The sequence below is a fragment of the Martinezella sp. CNPSo 3964 genome, from assembly GCF_057784375.1.
In genome coordinates, this window is record NZ_JBXSOW010000010.1 from 111844 (window position 1) to 134747 (window position 22904).

Genomic DNA, 22904 nt, shown 5'->3' on the forward strand with positions numbered 1-22904 from the left:
TTCGATTCTTTGATGCTACTCCGCCGCTCCCATCTGCACTATAGCACCCAATGGTGGACACTGCCGCCCTGCAGCCCGCGCTAGGCACAGGCATGCTTCCCCTTCACATCCTCCAGAAGTGCCACCATGTCAGGGATACCATCGGTCGCTGTGGCACCTCCAAGGCAACGGGCAGCCGCGGCATGCGCAACCGCACAGATGCGCTCGACGGGCCAATCCTCATGCAGGCCATAGAGCACAGCAGCACAGAAGGCATCGCCGGCGCCGACAGTACTGACAATGTCGGCGGCATCGACCGGTCGGGAATGTGAAACAATTGGCTTTGCGCCCGGCGCAAGCCAGAAGGAGACTTCCGGGGCGTGAATGATTGCACCCCTGGCAACACCTGCCGTGAGCAATCGTTCGCCCGCCAGCAAAAGCGCCGTCTCATCCAATTCGCCCATGGCGTCACGCACGGTGATGCCGGTTGCGCGCCCTGCCTCAAGTTCGTTGATGATAAGGAAATCGCAATAGGGCAAAGCTGAACCCACCTTCGCCGCAAACTCCGGATCCTCGCTGGAGACGAAATCCACGCAGGTGGTCAGGCCGGCGTCGCGTGCGGCTTTCAGCAGTCGGGATGCCCCCGACCGCCCCTCCGCATCGATCCTGTCAAGACCGGGCAGCAGCATCAGATAGCCGAGATAGAACAGCCGGTAGCCGGCGGCCGCAAAGACGGCAGGTGAGATGAGCGCATCCGTCGCTGCATCATTGGCACCGCCATGATAGAAGAACGTGCGGTTCTGCCCCGGCACATTCATGACATGGGTATGCGCCGTCGCATGGTCGGGAAGCTCACGCAACCCGCTGACATCGATGCCGGCGCCTCGCAGACGCGTCTTGACGATCTCGCCATCGATGTCCATGCCGATGCAGCCAGCCGCCGCAAGCTTTCCTGAAAAGCCGAGCGAGGCGAGATCGGTGACGACATTGGCAGCCCCACCGCCAACGCCAACGTCCTGATGCTGGATATAGGCGAGATTACCCTGCTCCGGCCAGTAAGACAGTGTGTGTACGCGATCGACGATGAAGTTTCCCGCGCAGACGATGCCTCCCTTGTCTTTCCTTTCGCTGCCGCGAACCTCCTCCCCGGTTCGCATTAGCCACCTGCCTCATTCCAGAGCGGCCTCAGCGGTGGTTCGTCCTCCTCGACCGCGGCGAAGCGCCCGATCGGCTCCAGAAAGTAATTATCGCTATTGTCGTCGTTGACCTGGCTGACTTCGCCGACGAACACAGGTCCGCCGCCCTTGCGGCCATAGAAACGATGATAGAGCCCGGTCTGGATCGTCACGCTTTGGCCCGGCGAGAGAACCAGCGGTTCCCATGCGGCAAGTTTTTTTGGCAAGCCGTCGACCGGAACAGTCACATCATCCCGCAGCACATTGCCTTCGGCGTCGGCCGCGGCGAATTCGATCACGAGATCGCCGCCGGCCCTGTTGATGATGTCTTCCATCTTGGCCTGATGGCGATGGGTCGGCGTCACCTGCCCTTCCTCGACGAAGAGCAGCTTTTCGGCATAGGTGCGCTCGCCTTCGACACCGACGATGCCGTTGCGCAGGCAAAACAGCACGAGGCCGCATTCGGCGAACCGACCGGAGCCGAAATCCGTCACATCCCATCCCAGCTGATGGCTGCGCAGATAGCGCGCCGCTTCAGGATTGGCGGAGAAATCCACCGCGGTCCAGTAGCCCCATTCCGGTAGAGACCAGTGCCAATGTTCGAGGGTTTTGTTTGCGCGCCGCAGCGCTTCATTGATCTCGGAGCGCTTCATCGGGCCACCGCTCCTTCGTAGTCGACCGGCACCACGATATTCTCACGGCCGGATTTCAGCGCGGCGGTCAGCACCGCGTGATGGGCATGAGCCTCTTCCGGCGTAGCGCAGGCAAAACCATTGGCGTTTCCGCCTGCCAGTTCGTCGACAAAAGCGGCCCACATCTGCTGGATGGCATCGGCGAAGCCAAATTCGAAGATCTTGCCGGTGATCGCTGGGAAGAGCGAGCCATAGCCGAGATCCTCGGTGCTCCAGGCCTGCGCTCCGCCGGTGTAATCCATCCACTGCCATTGCCGCGGCGACTTGGTGGTGAAGAAGGCGCTCTTCTTCATGCCGAGGATGCGAATATACCAAGTATTGGCTTCGCCCGGCGCGATACGCCAGGTCTTCAGCACCATCGGAAAATCCTGGCCGCCCACGCTGACGCGAGTGCTGATCGTCGCATTGTCCCAGGTCGTGCATGGCACCATGCCGCCCTTGCCGTCCGGACGCTCTGTGATCTTCTTGACCAACTGCGCGTGCAGGGTCTGCGGACGCCAGCCAAGCCGCAAGGGCACGTGCAAAACATGCATGCCGAGATCGCCCATGCAGCCATAGTCGCCGTTGATCTCGGCCATGCGCTTCCAGTTGATCGGCTTTTGCCTGTCTATATCTGACGAATGCAGGAAGCCGGCCTCGACTTCCAGAATATCGCCCATCTCGCCACTTTCGGCGAGCGCGATGACCTTCTGCGCACCGGGGAAGAACGGCATTTCCGACGAGCAGCGAACCAAAAGCTTCGGGTTTTCCGACAGCACCGCCATGATCTCGCGGTTCTGTGCCGCATCCATGCCAAACGGCTTTTCGCCAAGCAGATGCTTTCCGGCTTTCAGAATGTCGATATAGAATTGCTGATGCAGCACATGCGGCACGGCGCAATAGACCGCATCGACATCCGGGTTCGCCAGCAGCTCCTTGTAATCGCTGGTGAACTGCCGGACCGACGGCACATTTTCCTTGAACCAGTCCAGCAGCGCCGCATTCGTGTCGCAGACGGCAACGATTTCCGGCCGTGCCCTGGTATCGGCGAGATGCAGCCAGCGCGCCGCGGCGCTTGCGAATTCGCGCCCCATCAAGCCGCAGCCGATGACGCCGAAACGGAATTTTTTCGTCATGTCTCCTCCTCCCAGGATGCGTCAGGCGAGATGCCGCGAGGCGTCTTCGACTGAAGCCTCCTCATGGACGATCGCCATCAGAGCGCGCGTCATGCCCGCAGGATTGTTGTGCTGGATGACATTGCGGCCGTAAACAATGCCGCGGGCGCCCTGCTCCATCAACTGCTTCGTGCGCGAGAGTATTTCCTGATCCGAGACGCGGCCGCCGCCACGCACGAGCACCGGCAGGCCCTGGGCGATCTCGATGACACGATGATACTCCTGGACATTATCGCAAGGGTCGGCCTTGATGATGTCGGCGCCGAGTTCTGCGGCCTGGCGCACCAGCGGCAGGATCTTGTCGATCGCACCATCGACCATATAGGCGCCCTTGGAATTATCCTGCATGACCAGTGGCTCGACCATCAGCGGCATGCCATAGATCTCGCATTCGCGCTTCAGGCTGTTCACGTTGCGCACGCAGGCGCGGTAGACTTCGGGCTGGTCCGGCAGCATCAGAAGATTGACGACGACACAGGCGGCATCAAGCGCCACGGCCTGTTCCACGCCCCGGTCGATCATTTCGGAAAACAGCGTCGAAGGCAGCGGATTGCCATAAATATTGGCAATATCCGTGCGCAGCACCAGCGCAGGGCGATGCTTGCCAGGGATCGCCTGCAGAATGGGTGCGGTGCCTGGCGGAAGCTGGATCGCATCCGGTGCGGCATCCGCAATCACCCTGATAGCCGTCCGCATGTCCTCGATTCCGGCAAGAAAGGTGCGTTCATTGAACATGCCGTGATCTATGGCGACGTCGAAACAATTTCCGGACACGCCAAACAGGCGGTTGAGCCGCGCGGATTTCATCCATTTCCTCCCAATGTGGTAACGTTTCCACACGGGTACATTAATGGAGCGGACTGGCGAGTCAAGGTGAATGCGGTATCGTTTCCACAATACGCCTCTCTTTCGATGAAACAGATTACGCGGCCAGTTTGGCCATCAGGAGACACATACCGCTCCGAGAAAAAGGCGGGCTTCCCGAACCTACCTCCGTCATCTCTCTATCATCCACCCAGCAGTGGAATTGTCCGCAGCGATTTCGACAGTTGAATTGCGCTCCACGGCATATATTCGGCGATCGCCAGCCCGACGATATCGGCTTCCGCATCCACAGCGCGCAGGATGCTGACGACGTCCTCGAAACGCAGCCTGCCCCTTGCTACACCCTCGAAAGCATTCGGCTTCGCATTGGGGTCATGAAACAGCAGGAAATCGTAAAGGGAAGGGTCAAGCACATCGAGATCGAAATGCACCGCGACTTTCTTCGCACCAGAAGCCCTCAGCCATTTCAATACCGGCTCCGCCGAGCCGGCCAGCTCTTCCGGACTGAGACGCGTCATTCCATGTTTCGCAATGAAATCCGTCTCATAGGGTGTGGTCTCGGTCAGCCCGACATACAAGACTTTGCTTCCCTTTACCGGCCGTGGAACCGCGTCGACAAAATCCGCATCGCCGATCCCCATCAACATGCCGAGCACATGTGCATGGGCGTGCGCGAATTCGCTGGCCGTCATAATATCGGGGTGAGCATCGACCCAAAGCACGGCAAGGTCTTCGCCATATCGTTCGCTGAGATAGGCTGTTGGCGCGAGATTGATAAGACAATCACCGCCAAGGGTAACGATTGCTTCCGGACTGTGACGAGCAATGGCACTCTTTGCCGCTGCGAGATTACTCAAAAGTGCCTGCTTTGAGACGATCCCCTGTTCGGTCGGACGCGGACCACCATCTGCTTCCGGTACGGCAACGGTCTCCTCTGGCCCGAGCGGCTCAGGAGCGATAGCGGCAAGGACGCGCGCGCCGATCCTGTAGTCGGGATGGTCGCCACCTTGCCACTGAGGCAGGTTCAGACGCAGAATTTTCGTCGGATCGATCGTCATGGTCTACCTCTTCATAGTCACGATCCCTCAATTCGGATCGTCCATTCTCGATGAAAACATGACTTAGCTGGCGGCTCTTCAGCCAATGCAAGCAGGCAGTACCGCCACCGAAATTAAGCCGATCCCAATCTGGCGAGGAACCATCCCAGTTCTGGATCGGCCGACTGCCCCGCCTTCGACGCGGGGCAATCTCCAGCAAACTTCAATTTCGGATCAATGCTGGCCAGTTCCCTGGATCGCGGAAAGCGTCCAATCGGCGCCCGGCTTGCGAACGAAAGTCCAAAGCTCGGTCGTTTCCGAAGGATTGCGGTCATCGCCGTCGACGAGTTTCCCGGTCGCACGATCGACCATCGCATCGATACTGGAATAGCGCATGGCAAGCGTTGCGTATTCGCTGTCGCCTTCGCGCCAGGCTTCTGCAATATCGCCCTGCAGCAGGCGAACGTCGGAAACGCTGTTGCGCACGCCATGGGTGGCGTTCTCGCCGAGCTCTTCTGCCAGATAGGACATCGCTTCGGGCGTGGTCAGCCTGCGGATCGTCGCATAGTCCTCGGCACCGTAAGCCGTTTGGATTTCGGTAAGAAGGTGCTCGAAGCGATCGAGATCGGCCTGTTGCAGCCCGATCTCGTCATTGGCCTGGCGCGCCTTCGACGTCGCCGCCGCTCCACCACCGATGGAGGGGATGGAGAAGGAAGGACGCGGCGAAGCGCCCGCGTTATTCATGGCGTTCGCGTTGTAGGACGGCCCAGATCCGGGCGCCGCATATTGCGTGCGCTGGCGGTTTGCAAAGAAGCGCATGGCAAAGCTGATCAAAAGCACGATCAGGCCGATCTGCAGAAGCATGCCGAGGAAGCCGACGCCGCCGCCGAAACCGTGACCGAGCATCATGCCGAGCAGACCGCCGGCGATCAAACCGCCGATCATCGACCCGCCGAAGCCTCCGAAGAGGCCCGGGCGCTGCGGCGCGCCGAGCGGCGGCTGGGTCGTTGTCTGCTGCTGAGGCCGCTGCGTCATCGTACGATCGATGGGCGCTGCCTGCGTGGGAGCCGTCCTCGTTACAGCCGGAGCATCGAAGGTGCGCGTCCCACGGCTTCCGAACCCGCTGGATCCAGCCCGCCGCGCATCGGCAGCGTCAAAGGTCGCTAAAGACGAAGCGGCGGCAAGGACGACGATAGCTGCGATCTTGGCAAAACGCGGTACTGCGCGGAACATTGGCTCTCCTGTCATTGGGCAGAAAATCATTTCCGCCCCTATATGGGAATGCCAGTTCGCGATTGTAAGGCTGCGATTTTAAGTTGGTGCAACTTTTAAAATTCAATCCAGGACATACTAATCCTGCAAGTGTGCCGATCATTGGCCGCAATTCTCGGAGATGATCCTAGTCTTCATCCGCATTTTCGGTCAGACCGTCATAGACCTCCATCAGCGCATTGGTGATTACCTGCCCGAGCGCATTACCGGCCGCGCGGACATCATCGTCCGTGCCGTCCCGAGCCGCCCTTGCCAGCTCAAAACCCTCTTCACTGATGATCTGCTTTGCGACCTCGATGGCCCAAAGCCCGAAATCGCCGCGATTGTCTATCTTGATCTCGTGTTCCATTACCTGTCCATCCATTCGTCTTGAGCAAGCCTCTATAGACCTGCCACGCGAAAGGCCAGCCTCGATTGCTTCTCCAAAACTCGCATCCGAATAACAAAGAGGAGCGGCAAAGCCCCCGATTCTGGCCTTTTCAGCAGATTCGCAGGCATCCGCGGAGATGACTTGCCGCCCTCCAATCGGCTGTTGGGCTGAGCGCTCAACCGGAAAATCACCTGCAAAAGGCGCATCAAATGGCTTCAAAGCGTTGGAACCTGTGGAAACACAGGCATTCTAGGCCTTTCCCGCCCGGACTCCAGGTGACAATGGACATCGGCAATGGAAATGATTCCGGTGTCATCAATGCGGGGGAAGCCTCATGACCACTACCAATGAAATCGCAGACAAGATTGCTGCAGACCACAAGCTTACCAAAGTCCAGAGCAAGGCGATTGTCGAAGCCGTCTTTGCAGCCATTGCCGGAGCCGCAACATCCGGCGCCGAAACCTCGATCCCGGGCTTTGGCAAGTTCAAAGTCAAGGACACGCCGGCGCGCGAAGCACGCAATCCCGGAACGGGCGCAACCATCAAGGTTGCCGCATCGAAGAAGCTCGCCTTCACGCCGGCCAAGGCGCTGAAGGATGCACTCAACAAGTAATCCGGATCGTTAAGTTCCGATGATTCAATGGCCGGCTCTATCTGTTAGAGCCGGCCATTTGCATTTCCAAGCGAAGGTGAACACCGCCTCGCGACCAGTCAGGATGATCACATGGAACGCCTGACTAGCGGGTCTTGAGATAGGTCCTCAGCGCCTCAGCCTCGTCCGTCTGGATCGCGGAGACGCCTGCATCGATAAGCCTGCCCCAAATCGCCGCAGGGTCCTCTAGCGCGGCAGTATCCGTGAAGCCGGCGCAGGAAACGGAATCGAGCGTATTGACCCACAGGCGCACACCCGCCTCCACAAAAAGCGCCTTGCGGGCCGAGAGCTGGTCAAGACTGTCGAAGTAGATTTCGCAAAGCAGTGGGTTGAGCTGAAACAGAAGATCGAGCTGGTTTTCGGCGTCCGCGGCACCGAGGCGCGTCTTCGCCATGAAGAGAACCATCTCCGGCGACACGTTACTCCGGATCCAGGCGAGATCGTCCTGGGTTTTCAAATCGCCCCAGAAATCGACCTGCCGATCGACGCCCATCGCCCGAGCGCAGGCGATCACACCGGGGATCATGTCTCTGCGCTTGACGTCGAGGTGCAGGAAAATGCTGCCGCGGGTGAGGTCGAAGACATCCTTCAGGCTCGGCAGCTTTTCCCCGGTCATCCGGTTCGCTTCTCCGCCGTCACGATCACGCAGAGGCAGGCTCGACAGCTGGTGGAGCGTCAACCCCTCCGCCTCCTGGGCTAGGCCGGCGGTTCGCTCAAGCGTATCGTCATGCAGGAGAAAGAACTCGCCGTCGCTGCTGCATCGCACGTCGATCTCAACCGCATCGTAACCGGCAGAAATCGCTCGATCGATCGCCAGCAGGCTATTTTCCGGCGCAGCGCGCCAGATGCCGCGATGGACGACGATCGCGCAATCTCGCGAGGGGTCGGCGATATAGTCGGCATAGTCCATGATAGGTCCTCACCTCGCGGGAATACGCGCGAATCGTCCGGAACCGGACGTCTTTGGCGGGGCGTATCATGGGATTTTGACAGATCTGCAAAGCACAAGGCGGTTACTGCGAGCGGCACTTGAGGACAGCGATCGCAGCCGAATGGCCGCGATCGGAAATGACAGGCGGCATATCCAGGCCGTCGCACACGCAATCTCAGAAATTCCAGTCCTCGTCTTCGGTCGTAACGGCCTTGCCGATGACATAAGACGAGCCCGAGCCGGAAAAGAAATCATGGTTCTCATCCGCATTCGGCGAAAGTGCGGACAGGATCGCCGGGTTGACCTTGCAGGCCTCGGCGGGGAAGAGCGCCTCGTAGCCAAGGTTCATCAGCGCCTTGTTGGCGTTGTAATGCAGGAATTTCTTGACGTCCTCGGTCAGCCCGACGCCGTCATAGAGCGCCTCGGTGTACTTGGCTTCGTTGTCATAGAGCTCCAGCAGCAGATCGAAGGCGAAATCCTTGATCTCCTGCTTGCGCTCTTCCGAAAGCCGCTCCAGCCCGCGCTGGAACTTGTAGCCGATATAGTAGCCATGCACGGCTTCGTCACGGATGATGAGACGGATCATGTCGGCCGTGTTGGTGAGCTTGGCGCGGCTCGACCAGAACATCGGCAGATAGAAGCCCGAATAGAACAGGAAGCTCTCGAGGAACACACTGGCGACCTTCTTCCTCAAAGGGTCGTCTGAGGAATATTGCTCCATGATCAGGGTCGACTTGCGCTGCAGGAACTCGTTTTCCTCGGACCAGCGATAGGCATCATCGACATCAGGGGTCAGGCACAGCGTCGAGAAGATCGACGAATAGGAGCGCGCGTGGACCGCTTCCATGAAGGAGATGTTCGACAGAACGGCCTCTTCATGCGGCGTTGCGGCGTCGGCCATCAGCTTGACCGAACCAACGCCGTTCTGGATCGTGTCGAGCAGGGTCAGGCCTGTGAAGACGCGGATGGTGAGCTGCTGCTCCTCCGGCTTCAACGTCGCCCAGGATTGAATGTCGTTCGACAGCGGCACCTTTTCCGGCAGCCAGAAATTGCCGGTCAGGCGGTTCCAGACCTCAAGATCCTTGTCGTCCTCGATGCGGTTCCAGTTGATGGCGCGAACGCGGCTTGCCGGCTTGAATTGCATATTCATTTTCATGGTCCCTCAAAGTTCAGAGCGTGCAGGAAACGCAGCCCTGAACCTGCGTGCCTTCGAGCGCCATCTGGCGAAGCCGGATGTAGTAGATGGTCTTGATGCCCTTCTTCCAGGCGTAGATCTGCGCCTTGTTGATATCGCGGGTGGTTGCGGTATCGCGGAAGAACAGCGTCAGCGACAGGCCCTGGTCGACGTGCTGCGTCGCCGCAGCATAGGTATCGATGATCTTTTCCGGCCCGATCTCATAGGCATCCTGGTAGTAGTCGAGATTGTCGTTGGTCATGAAGGCGGCCGGATAGTAGACGCGGCCGATCTTGCCTTCCTTGCGGATCTCGATCTTCGAGACAATCGGATGGATCGAAGAGGTCGAGTGGTTGATGTAGGAAATCGATCCTGTGGGAGGCACGGCCTGCAGGTTCTGGTTATAGAGCCCGCCTTCCATGACGGCCTTCTTCAATTCCAGCCAGTCTTCCTGGGTCGGGATAGCGATCCCTGCCTCTTCAAAGATTCCCGCAACGTGCTCGGTTGCCGGCTTCCATTCCTGCTCCGTGTATTTGTCGAAATACTCGCCCGAAGCGTATTTCGAATTCTCGAAGCCCTTGAAGCTCTGGCCGCGTTCGACCGCAAGCCGGTTCGAGGCGCGAATGGCGTGGTAGGTGACGGTGTAGAAATAGATGTTGGTGAAATCGACGCCTTCTTCGGAGCCGTAGAAGATGTGCTCGCGGGCGAGATAGCCGTGCAGGTTCATCTGGCCGAGGCCGATCGCATGGCTTTCGTCGTTGCCCTTCTCGATCGAGGGCACGGAAGAAATGTGGCTCATATCGGAGACAGCCGTCAGCGCGCGGATCGACATTTCGATCGTCTTGCCGAAATCGGGGCTGTCCATGGCGGCCGCGATGTTGAGCGAGCCGAGATTGCAGGAGATGTCCTTGCCCATATGCTTGTAGGAGAGGTCGTCGCTATATTCGCTGGCTTCGCTGACCTGCAGGATTTCAGAGCAAAGATTGCTCATGGTGATCCGGCCGGCAACCGGATTGGCGCGGTTCACCGTGTCTTCGAACATGATGTAGGGGTAGCCGCTCTCGAACTGGATTTCGGCAATGATCTGGAAGAATTCGCGCGCCTTGATCTTCTTCTTGCGGATGCGGCTGTCAGCCACCATCTCGCGATACTTCTCCGTCACCGAAATCTCTGTAAACGGCACGCCGTAGACGCGCTCCACGTCGTAGGGCGAGAAGAGGTACATATCCTCATTGTTCTTCGCCAGCTCGAAGGTGATGTCCGGAATGACGACGCCGAGCGACAGCGTCTTAATACGGATCTTCTCGTCGGCATTTTCGCGCTTGGTATCGAGGAAGCGCATGATGTCCGGGTGGTGGGCATTCAGATAGACGGCGCCCGCCCCTTGCCGCGCGCCAAGCTGGTTGGCATAGGAGAAGGAGTCTTCCAGCAGCTTCATGACAGGAATGATGCCCGACGACTGGTTCTCGATATGCTTGATCGGCGCGCCGGCCTCGCGAATGTTCGTGAGTGACAGGGCCACGCCGCCACCGCGCTTCGACAGCTGCAGAGCAGAATTGATGGCCCGGCCGATCGATTCCATATTGTCTTCGACGCGCAGCAGGAAGCAGGAGACCAGCTCGCCGCGCTGCTTCTTGCCGGCATTAAGGAAGGTCGGCGTTGCCGGCTGGAAACGGCCGGAGATGATCTCGTCGACCAGATCGCGGGCGAGCTGCTCGTTTCCGCCCGCCAGCGTCATCGCCACCATGCAGATACGGTCTTCGTAGCGCTCAAGATAACGCTTTCCGTCGAAGGTCTTCAGCGTATAGCTGGTGTAATATTTGAAGGCGCCGAGGAAGGTCGGGAAGCGGAACTTCTTCGCATAGGCGTGATCGAAGAGATCGCGCACGAAATTGAAGGAATATTGGTCGAGCACCTCCTGCTCGTAATAGCCTTCCGTTACCAGATAATCGAGCTTTTCCCTAAGGTTATGGAAAAAGACCGTGTTCTGGTTGACGTGTTGGAGGAAGTATTGCTTGGCCGCCATGCGGTCCTTGTCGAGCTGGATCCTTCCCTGCTCGTCATAGAGGTTCAGCATCGCGTTGAGGGCATGATAATCCGATGCCGTTTCCGTGGCCTTCGCTGGCCGGTCATTCGCGGAATGAGAAAAAGTGCCCTGCGGTTTTTCGCCCGCATCCGGCGACAAAGAAGAGCTTAGCGTGTCCAAAATCGTTCCAATCCGTGTCTGACATTGGCTACATCCTCGTCAGTGCCCAAAAGCTCGAACCGATAGAGATACGGCACCTGGCATTTGGCAGAGATGATGTCGCCGGCGATCCCGTAGGTCGCGCCGAAGTTGCTGTTGCCCGCGGCGATGACCCCGCGGATATTCGAACGGTTGCCCGCATCATTGAGGAAGCGGATTACCTGTTTGGGTACGGCCCCCTTGCCGCCTTCACCGCTATAGGTCGGGACGATGAGGACGTAAGGCGATGTCGCGCGAAGTTCGTCTCCCGCGGCAAGCGGAATACGAGCGGCCGGCAAAGCAAGCTTGGCAACGAAGCGATGGGTATTCTCCGATCGACTGGAGAAATAGACGATCTCCCCCACCGCCGGCTCCTCAGGCAAGAGCGCTGATCATGTCGGGACGGAAGCCGGCCCAATGCAATTCGCCGGCAACAACGACCGGAACCTGGCGATAGCCGAGACCCTGCACCAGCTCATATGCCGCCGCATCGGCCGATACGTCGATGATGGTGTAATCGATCCCCTGGCGATCGAGGGCGCGGGTCGTAGCTGTGCATTGCACACAGGCGGGCTTGCTATAAACGGTGATGCTCATGAGATATCCTCGTATGGATGGGCATAGAAAATCGCTCGGGCATCGGATGGTGCCCGCTCGGCGGAGTGAAAAATGGGGCAAACCTAGGCGGCTGCCGGGCGCATTAAGCGGCCGTCATTCGCGCGGGCGACTATGGATACTCAGGAACATGCACTTCACCCCGAAGTTATTGATGCGGGGGCTTCGAGGAAGTGACGGCGGCGATCATGCCGCAGAACTATCGCTCGCCAGCCGGACACCCCGCCCGTGGACGTCAATGCTCAAGGCAGGTCTCCTGGCTCGCGGGTCACAACATTCGTCCTGCCTTCCCAAGGCTCATCGCCTCAGTGACGTCATCAAACGAATGCTCACCGCTCACAGTTGCGGGGGCAGCTCCGGCTTGACAAGCATCATGCTTGCCGACCGGATTCCCATCTTAGCCTCCAATCCTTGCGAATCAGAAGAACCTCGAACACTATATATAGTATCTTCAGTTAAAATTACGTCAATTGCTTCGATAGCCTCAAGCCATTTTCGATGTTGATAAGCTCCAACAATCTCGCCTCAGGCGAGCATGGAGGGGCTGGACAAACGCAGGGTTACTTTATTACGTTGTCTATGTAATGTTATTACATAAAGGATTTTTCATGCCGAACACGAGATCTGGTATCCTCCTTGCGGCCTCATCGCTGGCTTGCGCCTTGCTGTTTCCCTTTCCATCCTTTGCAGACGACGAAAACAAGACGGAAAGCTGGCGGTTATTTGTCGCCGATCACAGCCGGCCGATCATCCGCGCAATCGACGCCACGAGCGGCAAGGAAATCGGTCGGTTCGACGTTGACGGCTATGCCGCCCTGTCACTCAGCCAGTCCGGTCGCACCATCTTTGCCGTGCAAGGTGAAAAGAATGTGGTCCACGCTATTGCGACAGGTATCACCCTCTCCGACCACGGCGAGCATCGCGATATCGAACTTTCCGATCCGAAACTGCTTCAGACATCGATTACGGGCGATAAGCCAGGGCATGTGGTGACGCACGGCAATGATGTGGCGATCTTCTACGATCGCGACAACAAATTCGATCTGCTGTCGGAGAGCGGCCTTGCCGAAGGTAAGCCCGATATTCGCTCATTCCAGACCATCGCCGCCCATCACGGCGTCGCCGTTCCGATGGGCAACCACCTCCTCGTATCGGTGCCGAACATGGAGGCTCCCGTCAAGGAAGGCGAGTTGCCGCCGCGACTCGGTTTGCGCGTGCTGGATCGCAAAGGGGAACAGGTCGGCGAGGTCAAGCGTTGCACGGGCCTGCACGGCGAGGCGACGTCGGCGCGCTTGGTTGCCTTCGGCTGCGAGGAAGGAGTTCTCATCGCCCACCCCGGCGGCATCGGCGGTCCGAAGGTCGAGATGCTCGCCTATGGCTCCTCCCTGCCGAAAGGCAAGGTTTCGACATTGCTCGGCGGCACATCCATGCAATTCTTCCTCGGCAATTATGGTGAGCAGAACATCGTGCTCATCGATCCCGACAACACAGCCGAGCCCTTCAAGCTGATCGAATTGCCGACGCGTCGCGTCGACTTCGCTCTTGATCCGGCAAAGCCGCAGCAGGCCTATATTCTCACCGAGGACGGCAATCTGCATCTTCTCGACGTCGTGAAGGGCGCGATCGTGAAATCCGAGACCGTTACCGAGCCCTACAGCAAGGATGGCCACTGGCGCGATCCGCGGCCACGGCTCGCTATTGCCGGTGATCTCATTGCCATCACCGACCCGCGCCACGGCCTCGTGCGTATGGTCGACAGCCGGTCTCTAAAGGAAATCCGCAGCATCGCTGTCGAGGGGCAGCCTTTTGCGATCATATCGGCAGGTGGATCGGGGGCCATGCACTGAGAGCCTGGGGTGCCGAGATTGCGATCCGCTTCAGATCGTCGGTTGGTAGCCAGTATCTGACTACCGCCGCCTGCTTGGAGCGTTATGTTTCAAGGGCAACGCCATCGATCGCTAACTGTAGATCATCGCAACAGGAGCCGGTTGCACGGCCGGCTCCCAACAGTAGACGACGATTGATGAGAACTCAGCTTGCCAAGCCCGCCCATAATATCAGGTAGCGTGCGGACGGAACATCGCGTTCGTGGCACTCTCCAGACGAAGCTTCAGTTCGTAAGCCACAGCGCAGATCGCCAAAGTGGCGGCGGCAATCGGAATAAACGATGCAGCGGACAAAAGCCCCATGCGGTCCAATTCATAGGCGATCAGAAGCATGACGGTCTGGTGGAGAACGTAGTAGGTGAGAACTGCCCTGTTGAGATAACGGATCACGACATTTTCCGATCTGCACCAAGTCCTCGCATAACCAAGAACGGCGACGATTGCCGACCATTGGAACGCACCGCCAAGCACTCTACCTGCGCACAGTCGCCACATCTCCGGAGTGCTGGACGGCAGCGTGGGAAACAGGAACACCAAGGCGAGCGCACAAGCAATCGTCAGAATCAATGCCGGCCTCCGCATGCTGACTATGGCATCCCAACAATCGTCACGCGTTGCCATCACGGCTCCCATCAGGAACGCAGCCATATAAACGGCGTGATTGTACCAATCTGCCAAAAACTCCAGTGATGGAGGGAAAATCGGTCTCAAGACGAGTCGCAGCAAAATGAACAGCAAGACGGGCATTATCAGTACCCATTTGCCGGTAAGCCAGGGGGCCAGCCGATCTCCCATAGAGGTCAACAGCGATGGCCACACCGCGATGGCGAGCGTGACGACCACGGTATAACTCCACAGATATGCGAGATACCAAAGATGTTGCATGCCGGCGAGCAGGGTCTGTTCACCGCCCGGCAAGGAAACCGGAGTCAAGGTTACATAGTCCCAAAAGACCTCCAAGAGGCTGATATGCACTCCCATCTTGGCATTCAAAAATACATATATCTGCGGTGGGATCAGAAAGAGCATACCCGCCAGAAAAGGCACTAGTAATTGTTTTGTCCGCGCACTCCTCAATGCGCCGGGAGGATGCTTCACGAGCAACATACCCGTCACGGCGCCGGAGATAAAAAACAGCAGCGTCATTCGCCAGGGATGCGTCAGTAGATGGATCACATCGAAGGCGGAAGAGCTATCCCGTGCCTTCAGGACAAAGGTCCTTGAATTGTATATTAGACTGACATGGTAGATGATCAGCAGCATAAATGCTGCCACCCTGACAAAATCCAGATCGTGTCGTCGAGACATCTTTTCCATGATTTAGTGAGCTTAGATTGCAACCGTTAATAGATTGCTCATAGGCGTCACTGTCCCCTCTTCAACAGACGGTGAAAATGAGCCGTTCGCTCCGCTGCGAGCTGCCAGCTTCATGCCAAGAGGTTCTCCCCAAAACATCATTTCCACCAGCAAGCGAACCAACTGCGCGCACCGAGACCCAGCTTGACAGCAGGCAACATGCATTTTATTGATACGTATAACTAATACGTATAAGCAAGTGGACAATGACAAACGGACGAGCAACACAAAAGGATGTCGCAAAGGCGGCTGGCGTCTCCCAGGCGACCGTTTCCATGGTGCTGAGCGGTGGCGGGGCGTCCATTCCGGCGGAGACGTGGGCGCGCATCACGAAGGCGGCAAAGGACCTCGGATATGTGCCGAACCGGTTTGCGCAGGCGCTGAAAACGAGCCGCTCGATGACCATCGCCTGCATCGTGCCCGACATCACCAATCCGTTCTATCCATCGTTGATCCGCGGCATTCAATCCATCGCTGATGGTCAGAACTACGATGTAATCACCGTCAACACCGACGGCACCCCCGAACGCGAACGCCATTTTCTCGATTGGGCCAGACAAGGCCGCGTCGACGGCGTAATCGGCGTCTTCTTCACGCTGAAGGCCAAGGACTTCAATCCCTTGGTCGAGGCTGGCGTTCCTATTGTGAGAATTGAATCGTCCAAGAAACGCGGCGGCGACATTCCCGTCGACGATATTTATGTCGACAGCCGCGCCGCCGCGCAGGCGGTAACGGAATACTTGCTGGGTCTCGGCCATACGCGCATCGCGCTTGTCGCGGGCCGCGGCGGTCCACAGGCGCATCGCATCGAGGGTTATCGCACAGCGCTCGCAAAGTTCAGCCACCCCGACCACGTCGTCATCGATGACGAATTTTCCGAGATGGGCGGCATCCGCGCTGCGGAAAGCATTCTCGGTGGCGATTTCCGGCCAACGGCCATTTTTGCTGCCAACGACTTGATGGCGATCGGGGTCATGCAGTCGCTCCGCGAGCGCCGCATCCGCATTCCGGAGGATATTGCCGTTGTCGGCTTCGATGACATTTCCGCCGCCAAGCTCGTAACCCCGACCCTGACAACGGTCGCACAGTTCCAATGGCAAATGGGAGAACGTGCCGCACAGACACTGATGGAGCGTCTGCGCGGAGAGAAGACTGGTGCAGGCACAGCCGTCGAGATGCCTTTTGACCTCATCGTCAGAGGCTCGACGAGCAACGAATAAGATCAAATCGGGAGGAGAAAACCGATGCACAGACGTACAGTTTTGAAGGCGGGCCTCGGCCTGGCCACCCTGCCGCTTATATCCCGCTTCGCATTCGCGGCGGATCAGAAGCCCATATCCTTCTGGTACGAATCCGCTTCACCGGAGAACCAGGACAACCTCAAGAACATTCTGATCGACCCGTTCAATGCGGCACATCCCGAAGACCTCTTGAGCATCGACTTCCGCGGCTCCGATCTCGACAAACAATTGCGCGTCGCAATGCTGGCCGGCACAGGCCCCGATGTCGTCTTTACGGCCGGCCCGAGCTACGTCGCGGCTATGGCACAGGCCGGTCAGCTGATGCCGCTCGACGACTACGCCAAGAAATATGGCTGGAACGAGCGCCTGTTGCCGCTCTTTCTCGACCTCGGCCGCTACAATGGCAAGCTCTACGCCCTGGCGAAAACCTACGAGACGCTCGGCCTCTTCTATAACAAGACCCTGTTCGACCAGAACAAATGGAAAGTCCCGACGACGATATCAGATTTCGAGGCGCTTGCGGACGAAATGAAGGCCAAGGGCCTCACGCCGTTTGGCGCCGGCAATGCCGATTGGCGCCCGGCCAACGAGCATTACGTTTCGATCGCCTTCAACTCGATCGCCGGACCTGAGAATGTCTACAAGGCGCTGACGGGCGCCATCTCATGGACCGACCCCGCCTTCGTTCACTCGATCGACAAGCTCGCGGAATGGTGGGACAAGGGCTATTTCGGCGATAATTATTTCTCGCTGACGCTCGAGCAGGCCTTTGCGCAGATCGCCAGCGGCCAGGCCGGCATGGCACCGACCGGCACCTGGAACTTCACCAACGTCCAGACCTATTTCCCACAAAACAATGCAGAGCCGGGGTTCGTTGGCTTCCCGAGCGAGAAAGGCGATCCGATCTTCGCGCTCGGCATCGGCTCGACGCTGTCGATCAACGCCAAATCGGGCAATGCGGATGGCGCTGCCGCGGTTCTCGATTACATGTTCACGGATGACTACTACAGCAAGATGAACTCGGTCTGGCAGGGAGAATGGAATCTGCCGCTCGCCGATCTCTCCAAGGTCAAGCTCTCCGACAAGGTACTGCCTCTTTACGAGGATGCCATGAAGCAGCTCGCGGGCGCAGTCGCCGCCGGCAAATACGGCTACACGACCTGGACCTTCCTGCCCCCGGCCACGGACACCTATCTGGTCAGCGGCATGGAAGAGGTCTGGCTCAAGAAAACGAAGTCGGCTGACTTCCTGAAGAAACTCGACGAGACCTTCAAGCAGGAACGCGACGCCGGCAAGGCGCCCGCGGTCCCGCCCCGCGTCTGACTAGCCGCCGCAGGGCGGCGTTAAAAGCGCCGTCCTCGCCTGGAGGACAATATGCACCGACTCTATCTCGTTCCGACGATGATCATTAATATCATCATCGTCCTCGTCCCTGCTTTGCTGACGGTGGCACTCGCCTTCTGCAACTGGGACGGCATCTCCTCGCCCACCTTCGCGGGCCTCGACAATTTCCGCGCGCTGGCCGACGACCGCGTCTTCTGGCTGGCGCTCGGCAACAACATTATCTGGACCATCGTCTTCCTGACGGTGCCGATTCTCATGGGCCTGCTGGCAGCCTCGATGTTGCTCATCGTGCGCCGCGGCAGCAATTTCTTTCAGGTCGTCTACTTCCTGCCCGTCGTCATCGCGACCGCGATCACCGCCCGCATCTGGCAGGGGATGATCTATAGCCCCGTCACCGGCGTCTTCGGCCTCCTCAAGAAATACGGGCTGCCGATCCCAAATCCGCTGACGCAGCCGCCTATAGCGCTTTTCGGCGTTGCAACCGTCGACCTCTGGCACTGGTGGGGCTTTCTTTGCGTCATCTTCTTTGCCGCACTCCGGCAGGTGCCGCAGGAGCAGATCGAGGCGGCCCGCATCGAAGGTGCGACCTATTTCCAGATGATGCGCTATGTGCTGCTTCCCGGCATTCGACCGACCATTACACTGATGATGATCATGACCGTCATCTGGTCGTTCCTCGCCTTCGATTTCGTCTATATCCTCACCCAGGGCGGCCCCGCCTTCTCGAGCGAGCTGCTATCGACGCTCGCCTATCGCAAGGCGTTCTACGACCTGAACGTCGGACAGGCCGCGGCCGCAGCGCTCGTCATCAGCCTCTTCGGGCTGGTCGGCACCTTCTTCTATGTTCGCATCCAGACTAGGGAGGGCGAGCAATGAGACTCGTGGAAAGCCGCCTGACCCTGTGGATCTGCTATATCCTTCTTGGCATCTTCGCCTTCATCGCGCTCTTTCCGATCGCGCTGCTGGTGCTGAACTCGCTGAAGCCTGCCGCTCAGATCGTGCAGAATCCGCTGGGATTGCCGCAGCCGATTCGCTGGCAGAATTTCGCCAACGCCTGGAACCACGCGAAATTCTCGAAGACCTTCATCAATTCGCTGATCGTGTCCGGCGCGACGATTGCGCTCGTCTGCACGACATCGTCGCTGACGGCCTATGTGATCGCCCGCCGCAAGATCAAGAGCTGGAAGATCTTCACCTTCTATCTGCTGGCAACGACGACCGCACCGATTCAGCTTTACATCTTTCCGCTCTATTTCGGCTTCGCGAAGCTCGGGTTGATCAACAACATCTTCGGTGTGGCGCTGATCTATACCGCGCTTTACAGCCCCTTCGCCGTGATGCTGCTCAGAACTTATTTCCTCGCAGTTCCGAAGGAGCTCGAAGAGGCGGCGATCGTCGACGGCGCCACGCATTGGCAGGTCTTCTGGCGGGTGATGCTGCCGATCGTCTCGCCGGGCATCCTGACCGTGGCGCTGATCATCGGGCTGAATTCTTGGAACGAATTCCTGATTGCCACGACCTTCCTGCAGAAGCAGGAGAACATGACCGCCGTCATCGCCTTCTTTCTGTTGTCCGGCCAATACAGCTCCGACTGGGGTGAGATCATGGCCGCGGCCCTCATCATCGTCGTGCCCGTCGTTGTGCTTTTCGTCTTCATGCAGAAGCGCTTCATCGAGGGCATGGCCGGCGGCTCCGTCAAAGGCTGAAAGAATTTATCGATTAAATGGAGTGAGCAATGCAGCTTCCGAACGATTATCTCGAACGCGTCTATGCCGGCGTCCTGGGCAAGCTCATCGGCGTCTATCTCGGCCGCCCTTTTGAAGGGTGGACCTACCAGAAGATCATGGAAGAGCTAGGCCCGATCGAATATTACGTGCATGAGCGTCTGAACCAACCACTCGTCGTTACCGATGACGATGTCGCCGGCACCTTCACCTTCATCCGCGCGCTCGAAGACTATGGCATCAAGCCGAACCTTTCGTCCGAGGAAATCGGCAAGGCCTGGCTCAACTACATCGTCGAGGAACGGTCGATCCTGTGGTGGGGCGGCAACGGCAACTCGACCGAACACACTGCCTGGCTCAATCTCAAGAAGGGCGTGCCGGCACCGCGGTCCGGTTCAATCGCCACCAACGGTCAAGGGGTTGCCGAGCAGATCGGCGCACAGATTTTCATCGACGGATGGGCAATGGTCGCTCCCGGCCAGCCGGAACTCGCAGCCAAACTCGCCGAACAGGCCGGCAAGGTCAGCCATGACGGCGAATCCGTCCACGCCGCCATGCTCTGGGCGGCGATGGAGGCCGAGGCTTTCGTCGTCTCCGATATTGATCATCTGATCGACACCGGGTTGAAGCAGATCCCGAGCGACAGCCAGATCGCCCGGCTGATTGCTGACATAAGAGGCTGGCACAAGGCTCATCCCGATTGGCGCGATACCCGCCAGAAGATCCAGGACAATTACGGCTACGACAAGTATCCGGGCAATTGCCATGTCATACCGAACCATGCCCTGATGATCATGACGGTGCTCTATGCGCCGCACGATTTCCAGAAGGCGCAGATGATCGTCAATACGTCCGGCTGGGACACCGACTGCAACGCCGGCAATGTCGGCTGCCTGCTCGGTATCATGAACGGCCTCGACGGCCTTGCCGAAGGGCCAGACTTCCGCGGCCCCATCGCCGATCGCATGCTGATCTCCTCGGCCGATGGCGGCAACTCCATCAACGACGCCGTGCGGCAGGCCTATTTCCTGACCAATCTTGGCCTTCAGCTAGCCGGCCACCAGTCACTTGACGCGCCGAAGAACGGCGCGCAATTTCACTTCTCGCTCCCGGACAGCCAGCAGGGTTTCCGCCCGCAGACGGGCCTCGACGCGGCAAGCGGCGTCCGCGTCGGCAATACGGAATTCGAGAGCAGCCGCGCACTGACGATCGATTACGAAGCTTTGGGGCCGGCACAGAGTGCCGTCGTGACGACGCCCACCTTCTCGCCGCGCGAAATGCTCGACATGCGCACCTACGATCTGATGGCGACGCCGCTCGTCTACCCCGGCCAAACGGTGAAGGCCCGTGTCAAAGCCGATCAGCAGAACCGCGGCGTGATCGAAGCGCGTCTGCGTATCCGCGTCTACAATGAACGCGACCAGTTGAGCGACATCGACTCCGATCCGGTCGTCATTGAGCCAGGCTCGGACGCCACCCTCAAGTGGACGCTGCCCGAGACCGATGGCCAGCCGATCGCCGAAATCGGCATCGCCGTAAACGGCACCGGGCGGCGCGCCGATGGGCGGCTGCTCGTCGATTATCTCCGCTGGGACGGAGCGCCGAAGCTGACGCTGAAGCGGCCGGCCGGCGATGGCGATTTCTGGCGCATGGCCTGGGTGAATGGCGCCAGCTTCTTCTCCAAGCGCTTCCCGGCCGCCTTCCGCATTGCGCAAAATAGCGGCGAAGGCATCATCATTCACGGCACGCGGCAATGGACGGATTATCAGGCGTCGGGCCAGGTGATGATCCATCTCGGCAATTATGGCGGCCTTGCCATCCGTGCACAGGGCCTGCGCCGGTATTACGGAGCCCGCGTGACCCGCGACGGCAAGATGCAGATCGTCCGGGTGCGCGACGAGGACACCAAGGTGCTTGCCGAAACGGCCTTCAGGATCGAATTCGACAAGCACATTTCAATGAAGGTCAAGGCTGAAGGCGCGCGCATCACCTTCGAGGCCGATGGCGTATCAATTACGGCGGAGGATATGTCCGCAGACGCGTTCCGCGACGGTGGCGTCGGCCTTCTCGTCCATGAGGGTGCCTTGTCATCGAATGAGATCCGGATCGGAGGCGTATGATGGCAACAGTCACCATTGACCAGGCACGCAAGGCCTACGGCGCCGTGGAAGTGCTCCACGGCGTCTCGGCCGACATCGCCGACGGTGAGTTCGTCGTCCTTGTCGGACCATCAGGCTGCGGAAAATCCACGCTGCTCAGAATGATTGCCGGGCTTGAAGACATTACCGGCGGGACGGTCAGCATCGGCGGCCGCGTCGTCAACAACCTGCCACCCAAGGAACGCGACATATCCATGGTCTTCCAGAATTATGCGCTCTACCCGCATATGACGGTTGCCGAGAACATGGCTTTCTCGCTGACGCTTGCCGGCGCATCGAAGGAAGAGAAGCAGAAGCGCGTGGCGCATGCCGCGCAAATTCTGGGGCTTACCGATCTCCTTGCACGATACCCCCGCCAGCTCTCCGGCGGCCAGCGCCAGCGCGTCGCCATGGGCCGTTCGATCGTTCGCAATCCACAGGTCTTCCTCTTCGACGAACCTCTGTCCAATCTAGACGCCAAGCTTCGCGTCGCCATGCGCGCCGAGATCAAAGGCCTGCATCGGCGTCTGGCGACGACGACCATCTACGTTACCCACGATCAGGTCGAGGCGATGACGATGGCGGATCGCATCGTCGTCATGAACGGTGGTCATATCGAGCAGATCGGCCGGCCGCTCGAACTCTATGACAATCCGCACAGCACATTCGTGGCCGCCTTCATCGGCTCACCTGCGATGAACCTGCTGAACGGGTGCTTTGACACTGCTGGCGGCCAGCCGGTTTTCAAGACGAACGACGGCATCGTGTTGCCCTTGCCCGGCAATGCCCCAAAGCTCGTCGGCGTTGAAGGGGTCTACGGCATCCGACCGGAATACTTCACCTTGTCACCGGCAAATGTCGGCATTCCCGCGCGCGTGGTTGTGGTCGAGCCACTCGGTTCCGAGACCCATGTAACGGCAACCGTGGGTGATCAGACGATCGTCACCGTCTTCCACGACCGGCTCGATATCGAGCCGGAGGAAACCATCTGGTTGCAGCCACGGACGGAGCGCATCTGCCTGTTCGATGCGGGCGGCCGCCGGCTGACCGGCAAAGCCGCAGAGCGAAACCTGGAACATTCGTGACGACAAAGCGCTGCCGCGCGGCGGCGCTTT

At 58.9% G+C, this 22904-nt stretch carries 21 protein-coding genes and 1 riboswitch; of the genes, 8 read left to right on the top strand and 13 right to left on the bottom strand.

Going from position 1 to position 22904, the window contains the following annotated elements; genetic code table 11:
* Nucleotides 1-80 precede the first annotated feature (80 nt).
* From AC13Q5_RS26715 to AC13Q5_RS26745, 7 genes are all read right to left on the bottom strand, one after another.
* Nucleotides 81-1136, bottom strand: coding sequence for a carbohydrate kinase family protein (locus AC13Q5_RS26715; RefSeq protein WP_488503748.1), 1056 nt, complete (start codon nucleotides 1134-1136; stop codon nucleotides 81-83).
* Entirely contained in the window at nucleotides 1136-1807 is a 672-nt protein-coding gene (locus tag AC13Q5_RS26720; RefSeq protein WP_457880232.1) for a D-lyxose/D-mannose family sugar isomerase, read from the bottom strand. Before AC13Q5_RS26720 ends, AC13Q5_RS26715 begins: the two co-directional genes overlap by 1 nt.
* Nucleotides 1804-2961: a Gfo/Idh/MocA family protein gene (locus AC13Q5_RS26725; protein ID WP_488503749.1), complete on the bottom strand. Its 1158-nt coding sequence runs from the start codon at nucleotides 2959-2961 to the stop codon at nucleotides 1804-1806. The genes AC13Q5_RS26720 and AC13Q5_RS26725 overlap by 4 nt, the downstream gene beginning before the upstream one ends.
* 21 nt (nucleotides 2962-2982) lie before the next feature.
* Nucleotides 2983-3807: a class I fructose-bisphosphate aldolase gene (locus tag AC13Q5_RS26730; protein WP_488503750.1), complete on the bottom strand. Its 825-nt coding sequence runs from the start codon at nucleotides 3805-3807 to the stop codon at nucleotides 2983-2985.
* 200 nt (nucleotides 3808-4007) lie between these two features.
* A complete protein-coding gene (locus tag AC13Q5_RS26735; protein ID WP_075853131.1) occupies nucleotides 4008-4883 on the bottom strand; it encodes an arginase family protein in 876 nt (291 codons plus the stop codon).
* Nucleotides 4884-5096: 213 nt separating this feature from the next.
* Nucleotides 5097-6095, bottom strand: a complete 999-nt coding sequence (locus AC13Q5_RS26740) for a Tim44 domain-containing protein (RefSeq protein WP_457880228.1) — start codon at nucleotides 6093-6095, stop codon at nucleotides 5097-5099.
* Nucleotides 6096-6261: 166 nt separating this feature from the next.
* Nucleotides 6262-6483 (bottom strand): hypothetical protein, encoded by a 222-nt coding sequence (locus AC13Q5_RS26745; RefSeq protein ID WP_075853129.1) that lies wholly within the window; start codon nucleotides 6481-6483, stop codon nucleotides 6262-6264.
* 355 nt (nucleotides 6484-6838) lie between these two features.
* On the opposite strand from AC13Q5_RS26745, the gene AC13Q5_RS26750 reads away from it, so the two are divergent.
* The gene (locus AC13Q5_RS26750) at nucleotides 6839-7117 is read left to right on the top strand and encodes an HU family DNA-binding protein (RefSeq protein ID WP_075853128.1); all 279 of its coding nucleotides are present in this window, start codon (nucleotides 6839-6841) and stop codon (nucleotides 7115-7117) included.
* 124 nt (nucleotides 7118-7241) lie between these two features.
* Here AC13Q5_RS26750 and AC13Q5_RS26755 read toward each other — a convergent pair whose 3' ends face one another.
* The 5 genes from AC13Q5_RS26755 to nrdH all read right to left on the bottom strand — a co-directional run bounded on the left by AC13Q5_RS26755 (nucleotide 7242) and on the right by nrdH (nucleotide 12082).
* Nucleotides 7242-8066, bottom strand: a complete 825-nt coding sequence (locus AC13Q5_RS26755) for a glycerophosphodiester phosphodiesterase family protein (protein WP_488503751.1) — start codon at nucleotides 8064-8066, stop codon at nucleotides 7242-7244.
* Between the two features lie 196 nt (nucleotides 8067-8262).
* On the bottom strand, nucleotides 8263-9237 hold the full coding sequence (gene nrdF, locus AC13Q5_RS26760; RefSeq protein WP_488503752.1) for a class 1b ribonucleoside-diphosphate reductase subunit beta: 975 nt from the start codon (nucleotides 9235-9237) through the stop codon (nucleotides 8263-8265).
* 19 nt (nucleotides 9238-9256) lie between these two features.
* On the bottom strand, nucleotides 9257-11467 hold the full coding sequence (nrdE, locus tag AC13Q5_RS26765; RefSeq protein WP_488503753.1) for a class 1b ribonucleoside-diphosphate reductase subunit alpha: 2211 nt from the start codon (nucleotides 11465-11467) through the stop codon (nucleotides 9257-9259).
* On the bottom strand, nucleotides 11455-11850 hold the full coding sequence (gene nrdI / locus AC13Q5_RS26770) for a class Ib ribonucleoside-diphosphate reductase assembly flavoprotein NrdI (RefSeq protein ID WP_488503754.1): 396 nt from the start codon (nucleotides 11848-11850) through the stop codon (nucleotides 11455-11457). Before nrdI ends, nrdE begins: the two co-directional genes overlap by 13 nt.
* Nucleotides 11851-11860: 10 nt before the next feature.
* Nucleotides 11861-12082: a glutaredoxin-like protein NrdH gene (gene nrdH, locus AC13Q5_RS26775; protein WP_488503755.1), complete on the bottom strand. Its 222-nt coding sequence runs from the start codon at nucleotides 12080-12082 to the stop codon at nucleotides 11861-11863.
* A gap of 247 nt (nucleotides 12083-12329) precedes the next feature.
* A riboswitch (cobalamin riboswitch) is annotated at nucleotides 12330-12547 on the bottom strand.
* Between the two features lie 161 nt (nucleotides 12548-12708).
* On the opposite strand from nrdH, the gene AC13Q5_RS26780 reads away from it, so the two are divergent.
* Nucleotides 12709-13947, top strand: coding sequence for a hypothetical protein (locus tag AC13Q5_RS26780; RefSeq protein ID WP_488503756.1), 1239 nt, complete (start codon nucleotides 12709-12711; stop codon nucleotides 13945-13947).
* A 210-nt stretch (nucleotides 13948-14157) separates the two neighbouring features.
* On the opposite strand, the gene AC13Q5_RS26785 is transcribed toward AC13Q5_RS26780, so the two are convergent.
* The gene (locus AC13Q5_RS26785; protein WP_457880222.1) at nucleotides 14158-15303 is read right to left on the bottom strand and encodes an acyltransferase family protein; all 1146 of its coding nucleotides are present in this window, start codon (nucleotides 15301-15303) and stop codon (nucleotides 14158-14160) included.
* Nucleotides 15304-15548: 245 nt separating this feature from the next.
* Here AC13Q5_RS26785 and AC13Q5_RS26790 point away from each other — a divergent pair, with 245 nt between their 5' ends.
* From AC13Q5_RS26790 to AC13Q5_RS26815, 6 genes are read left to right on the top strand one after another with little or no spacing between them, the layout of a single operon-like run.
* Entirely contained in the window at nucleotides 15549-16562 is a 1014-nt protein-coding gene (locus AC13Q5_RS26790; RefSeq protein ID WP_488503757.1) for a LacI family DNA-binding transcriptional regulator, read from the top strand.
* 24 nt (nucleotides 16563-16586) lie between these two features.
* Nucleotides 16587-17906 (top strand): ABC transporter substrate-binding protein, encoded by a 1320-nt coding sequence (locus tag AC13Q5_RS26795; protein WP_488503758.1) that lies wholly within the window; start codon nucleotides 16587-16589, stop codon nucleotides 17904-17906.
* Nucleotides 17907-17957: 51 nt separating this feature from the next.
* Nucleotides 17958-18803, top strand: coding sequence for a carbohydrate ABC transporter permease (locus AC13Q5_RS26800; protein WP_083961331.1), 846 nt, complete (start codon nucleotides 17958-17960; stop codon nucleotides 18801-18803).
* Entirely contained in the window at nucleotides 18800-19633 is an 834-nt protein-coding gene (locus AC13Q5_RS26805; protein WP_488503759.1) for a carbohydrate ABC transporter permease, read from the top strand. The genes AC13Q5_RS26800 and AC13Q5_RS26805 overlap by 4 nt, the downstream gene beginning before the upstream one ends.
* 29 nt (nucleotides 19634-19662) lie before the next feature.
* Entirely contained in the window at nucleotides 19663-21771 is a 2109-nt protein-coding gene (locus AC13Q5_RS26810) for an ADP-ribosylglycohydrolase family protein (protein WP_488503760.1), read from the top strand.
* Nucleotides 21771-22874, top strand: coding sequence for an ABC transporter ATP-binding protein (locus tag AC13Q5_RS26815; protein ID WP_488503761.1), 1104 nt, complete (start codon nucleotides 21771-21773; stop codon nucleotides 22872-22874). Before AC13Q5_RS26810 ends, AC13Q5_RS26815 begins: the two co-directional genes overlap by 1 nt.
* The last annotated feature ends 30 nt before the right edge of the window (nucleotides 22875-22904 follow it).

Excerpts from the sequence above, each read along its gene's own strand:
- AC13Q5_RS26815 (WP_488503761.1), top strand. The coding sequence starts at position 21,771 with ATGGCAACAGTCACCATTGACCAGGCACGCAAGGCCTACGGCGCCGTG.
- AC13Q5_RS26750 (WP_075853128.1), top strand. The coding sequence starts at position 6,839 with ATGACCACTACCAATGAAATCGCAGACAAGATTGCTGCAGACCACAAG.
- AC13Q5_RS26810 (WP_488503760.1), top strand. The coding sequence starts at position 19,663 with ATGCAGCTTCCGAACGATTATCTCGAACGCGTCTATGCCGGCGTCCTG.
- AC13Q5_RS26795 (WP_488503758.1), top strand. The coding sequence starts at position 16,587 with ATGCACAGACGTACAGTTTTGAAGGCGGGCCTCGGCCTGGCCACCCTG.
- AC13Q5_RS26740 (WP_457880228.1), bottom strand. The coding sequence starts at position 6,095 with ATGTTCCGCGCAGTACCGCGTTTTGCCAAGATCGCAGCTATCGTCGTC.
- AC13Q5_RS26785 (WP_457880222.1), bottom strand. The coding sequence starts at position 15,303 with ATGGAAAAGATGTCTCGACGACACGATCTGGATTTTGTCAGGGTGGCA.
- AC13Q5_RS26715 (WP_488503748.1), bottom strand. The coding sequence starts at position 1,136 with ATGCGAACCGGGGAGGAGGTTCGCGGCAGCGAAAGGAAAGACAAGGGA.
- AC13Q5_RS26790 (WP_488503757.1), top strand. The coding sequence starts at position 15,549 with ATGACAAACGGACGAGCAACACAAAAGGATGTCGCAAAGGCGGCTGGC.
- nrdF (WP_488503752.1), bottom strand. The coding sequence starts at position 9,237 with ATGAATATGCAATTCAAGCCGGCAAGCCGCGTTCGCGCCATCAACTGG.
- AC13Q5_RS26720 (WP_457880232.1), bottom strand. The coding sequence starts at position 1,807 with ATGAAGCGCTCCGAGATCAATGAAGCGCTGCGGCGCGCAAACAAAACC.
- AC13Q5_RS26780 (WP_488503756.1), top strand. The coding sequence starts at position 12,709 with ATGCCGAACACGAGATCTGGTATCCTCCTTGCGGCCTCATCGCTGGCT.
- AC13Q5_RS26805 (WP_488503759.1), top strand. The coding sequence starts at position 18,800 with ATGAGACTCGTGGAAAGCCGCCTGACCCTGTGGATCTGCTATATCCTT.
- AC13Q5_RS26800 (WP_083961331.1), top strand. The coding sequence starts at position 17,958 with ATGCACCGACTCTATCTCGTTCCGACGATGATCATTAATATCATCATC.
- AC13Q5_RS26735 (WP_075853131.1), bottom strand. The coding sequence starts at position 4,883 with ATGACGATCGATCCGACGAAAATTCTGCGTCTGAACCTGCCTCAGTGG.
- AC13Q5_RS26755 (WP_488503751.1), bottom strand. The coding sequence starts at position 8,066 with ATGGACTATGCCGACTATATCGCCGACCCCTCGCGAGATTGCGCGATC.
- AC13Q5_RS26745 (WP_075853129.1), bottom strand. The coding sequence starts at position 6,483 with ATGGAACACGAGATCAAGATAGACAATCGCGGCGATTTCGGGCTTTGG.
- nrdH (WP_488503755.1), bottom strand. The coding sequence starts at position 12,082 with ATGAGCATCACCGTTTATAGCAAGCCCGCCTGTGTGCAATGCACAGCT.
- AC13Q5_RS26725 (WP_488503749.1), bottom strand. The coding sequence starts at position 2,961 with ATGACGAAAAAATTCCGTTTCGGCGTCATCGGCTGCGGCTTGATGGGG.
- AC13Q5_RS26730 (WP_488503750.1), bottom strand. The coding sequence starts at position 3,807 with ATGAAATCCGCGCGGCTCAACCGCCTGTTTGGCGTGTCCGGAAATTGT.